This window comes from Rhizobacter sp. P2_H2 (genome assembly GCF_056403375.1).
Window position 1 is genome coordinate 1 of sequence record NZ_JBFUFP010000491.1, and the last position, 3,923, is coordinate 3,923.

Annotated in this window: 3 protein-coding genes; all 3 read left to right on the plus strand. The window is 71.0% G+C overall.

Features of this window, described 5'->3' with window-relative positions:
- Positions 1-88: 88 nt before the first annotated feature.
- The 3 genes from AC1D15_RS20970 to argF are packed head-to-tail and all read left to right on the plus strand — an operon-like array spanning position 89 to position 3,843.
- On the plus strand, positions 89-1,576 hold the full coding sequence (locus AC1D15_RS20970) for a basic amino acid/polyamine antiporter (RefSeq protein ID WP_477827485.1): 1,488 nt from the start codon (positions 89-91) through the stop codon (positions 1,574-1,576).
- Positions 1,577-1,594: 18 nt separating this feature from the next.
- The gene (locus tag AC1D15_RS20975) at positions 1,595-2,824 is read left to right on the plus strand and encodes an arginine deiminase (protein WP_465113051.1); all 1,230 of its coding nucleotides are present in this window, start codon (positions 1,595-1,597) and stop codon (positions 2,822-2,824) included.
- A 20-nt stretch (positions 2,825-2,844) separates the two neighbouring features.
- A complete protein-coding gene (gene argF / locus AC1D15_RS20980) occupies positions 2,845-3,843 on the plus strand; it encodes an ornithine carbamoyltransferase (RefSeq protein WP_465113052.1) in 999 nt (332 codons plus the stop codon).
- Positions 3,844-3,923 lie beyond the last annotated feature (80 nt).

Below are 3,923 nucleotides of genomic sequence, written 5' to 3' on the forward strand. Positions count from 1 at the left end.
CGCAATGGCTTGACGGGTATCAAGCCCGGCGCGGCCGGGCCCACTAGGCTGCCTCCACGCCCTTGGAAGGGTTTTGCAGGAGGTCGCCATGTCCACGCCATCCATCGTTTCCGCGCCGCCCTCGCGCGAGCGCACGCCGGCCGTCGCCGAGTCCGTCTCCGGGACGTGGGCACCGCTGCGCCAGCGGCTGTCGCTGGGCGCCCTGACGAGCCTGGTGATCGGCTCGATGATCGGTTCCGGGGTGTTCTCGCTGCCGCAGAACATGGCGGCCGGCGCGGGTGCGGGTGCGATCCTGATCGGCTGGGGGATCACCGCGCTCGGCATGCTGTCGCTGGCGATGATGTTCCTGCAGCTTGCGCAGGCCGCGCCCGGCGTGACCGGTGGCGTCTACGGCTATGCGCGGGCCGGGTTCGGGGACTTCGTCGGCTTCCAGTCGGCCTGGGGCTACTGGCTGTCGGCGCTGATCGGCAATGCCGGCTACCTGGTCGTGATCGTCGCGGCGGTGTCGAACCTGCTGCCGGCGGCCGGGCTCGGCGCCGGCGACACCGCGGTGGGCGTCGCGGCGGCGTCGGTGCTGCTGTGGGGCTACCACGGGCTGGCGTTGCGCGGCGTGCGCACCGCGGCGGCGGTCAACACGCTGGTGACGCTGTCGAAGCTCGTGCCGCTGCTGATGTTCGTCGGGCTGGTGGGCGTGGCCTTCAAGGCGCCGACCTTCTCGCTGTCGATGTGGGGCGATGCGAAGCTCGGGCCGGTGTTCGACCAGGTGCGCTCGACGATGCTGGTCACCGTGTGGGCCTTCATCGGCATCGAGGGGGCCTCGGTGTTCTCGGCGCGGGCGCGCAGCGCCGGCGACGTCGGCCGCGCGACGATGCTCGGCTTCGGCGCGACGCTCCTGCTGTACATGGCGATCACGCTGCTGTCGCTCGGCGTCGTGCCGCAGGCCGAGCTCGCGCAGATGGCCAACCCGTCGATGGCCGGGGTGCTGCAGAAGGTGGTCGGGCCCTGGGGTGCGGTGCTCGTGAACATCGGCCTGCTGGTGTCGGTGGGCGGCGCGATGCTCGCGTGGACGATGCTGGCGGCCGAGGTGCCGTACAGCGCCGCGAAGGAGGAGGTGTTCCCGGGCGGCTTCGGCGGCGAGAACCGCCGGCAGGCGCCGGCCGCCGCGCTGTGGTGGAGCAACGGCATCGTGCAGGCGGTGCTGCTGCTGTCGCTGCTGGCCGGCAATGCCTACCTCGCGCTGATCAAGCTGGCGACCTCGACCATCCTGCTGCCTTACCTGGTGTGCGCGCTGTTCGCGCTGCGGCGCGGTGCGGGCTCGCGCGCGCTGCTGCTGACCGGTGCGGTCGCGACGGTCTACAGCGCCTGGCTCGTGTATGCGGCCGGGCCGGTGTACCTGTTGCTGACGGCGCTGGTCTACGTGCCCGGGCTGGCGGTGCACGCGCTTGCGCGGCGGCGCCGCGGCCTGCCGGTGTACGCGGGGGCGGGCGAGCAGGTGGTGGCCGTGCTGCTGCTGGCGGCGGCCTTCGTGACGCTGTGGCTGATCGCCGGTGGCGTGCTGGACTTGCAGAAGCTCTGAGAGGCTGTGGACCAAACGATGAACTGGGGCGTGCATTCGGAGATCGGGAGGCTGCGCAGCGTGCTGGTGTGCCGCCCGGGGCTGGCGCAGCGGCGGCTGACGCCGGACAACTGCCGTGGCTTGCTGTTCGACGACGTGCTGTGGGTGGAGCGCGCGCAGCGCGATTTCGCGCAGTTCGTCTCGGAGATGGCGCGGCGCGGCGTCGAAGTGCTGGAGCTGCACGAGCTGCTGGCCGAGACGCTCGCGCAGCCCGAGGCGCGGCGCTGGGTGCTGCAGCACCGGGTGATGCCCGACAGCGTCGGGCTCGGCATGCTGGACGACCTGCATGCGGCGCTGGCCGAGCTGCCGCCGGCCCGGCTGGCCGAGCTGCTGATCGGCGGCATGACGAAGTCGGAGCTGCCGTTCCGCCCGAACGGCCTGCTGGGCCCGTACCTGGACATGCACGACTTCGTGCTGCCGCCGTTGCCGAACAGCCTGTTCACGCGCGACGCGAGCAGCTGGCTCTACGGCGGCGTGGTGCTGAATCCGATGTTCTGGCCGGTGCGCCGCGGCGAGACGCTGCTGAAGGCGGCGGTGTACCGCTTCCACCCGCGCTTCGTGAACGGCGGCTTCGAGACCTGGTGGGGCGGTGACATGCGCGACCATGGTCTCGCGACGCTGGAAGGCGGCGACCTGATGCCGCTCGGGCGCGGCGTGCTGCTGGTGGGCATGGGCGAGCGCAGCAGCCCGCAGGCGGTGGTGCAACTGGCGCACCGGTTGTTCGAGCACGGCGCGGCGCGGCGCGTGATCGCGGCGCAGATGCCGCGCGCCAGGGCCGCGATGCACCTGGACACGGTGTTCACGCCCTGTTCGCGCGAGGTGGTGACCTATTTCCCCGAGGTGGTGGACCGCCTGGTGTGCCACGAGCTGGAACCGGGGCCGCGCGGCGGGCCGCCGCGCATCCGCACGCTGGCGGGCCAGCACCTGCTGGACGTCGTGAGCGCGGCGCTGGAGGTGCCGGCGCTGAACGCGATCGCGACCGGGGGCGACGATTTCGAGAGTGCACGTGAGCAATGGGACGACGGCAACAACCTGCTGGCGCTGGAGCCGGGGGTGGTGGTCGGCTACGACCGCAACACGCAGACGAACCGCAAGCTGCGCGCGGCCGGGATCGAGGTGATCGAGATCCCGGGCGGCGAGCTGGGCCGCGGGCGGGGCGGGGCGCATTGCATGAGCTGCCCGCTGAGCCGCGACGCGGTGGTGTATTGAATCGAGGAAAGGGGAGTGCGATGGCCTACAACCTGAAGAACCGCAGCCTGTTGTCGCTGGACGAGCTGAACGCGCGCGACATCCAGCACCTGCTGGAGATGTCGCACGAGCTCAAGCGCGCGAAGGCGGCGGGCACCGAGCAGCCGACGCTGCGCGGTCGCAACATCGCGCTGATCTTCGAGAAGTCGTCGACGCGCACGCGCTGCGCGTTCGAGGTGGCGGCGCACGACCAGGGGGCGCACGTCTCGTTCATCGGTCCGGGCGATTCGCAGCTGGGCGAGAAGGAGAGCGTGAAGGACACGGCGCGGGTGCTGGGCCGGCTGTACGACGCGATCGAGTACCGGGGGTTCGCGCAGCAGACGGTGAAGGACCTGGCCGCGCATGCGGGCGTGCCGGTCTACAACGGGCTGACGAACGAGTTCCACCCGACGCAGATCCTGGCCGACCTGATGACGATGCAGGAGCACTGCGACAAGCCGCTGCGCGAGATGCGGGTGGCCTACCTGGGCGATGCCCGCTACAACATGGGCGACTCGCTGTTGCAGGGGGCGGCGCTGATGGGCATGGACCTGCGCATYGCGGCACCGCGGGTGCTGTGGCCGGCGCCCGAGATCCAGGCGCAGTGCGAGGCGCTGGCGCGCGTGAGCGGCGCGAAGCTGACGCTGACCGAGGCGCCGCTGCAGGCGGTGGAGGGTGTCGACTTCGTCTACACCGACGTGTGGGTGTCGATGGGGGAGCCGGAGGCRGCCTGGGCCGAGCGGATCGCGTTGCTGAGGCCGTACCAGGTGAATGCACGGCTGATGGCGGCGACCGGCAATGCAGCCGTCAAGTTCATGCACTGCCTGCCGGCGTACCACAACCGGGAGACGCGGCGCGGGGAGGAGATCTTCCAGCGCTTCGGGCTCGACGGAATGGAGGTGACGGACGAGGTCTTCGAGTCGCCGGCCTCGATCGTCTGGGACCAGGCGGAGAACCGGATGCACACCATCAAGGCGCTCCTTGTGGCGACCTTGGGGTGATCCAGTTTYCCTTCKWCYTTCTGTGCTGCAAAGGCGCGTGGGGGAGGCCGTGGCGCGCCGTCCGGTGCGGTCAGCGCCCC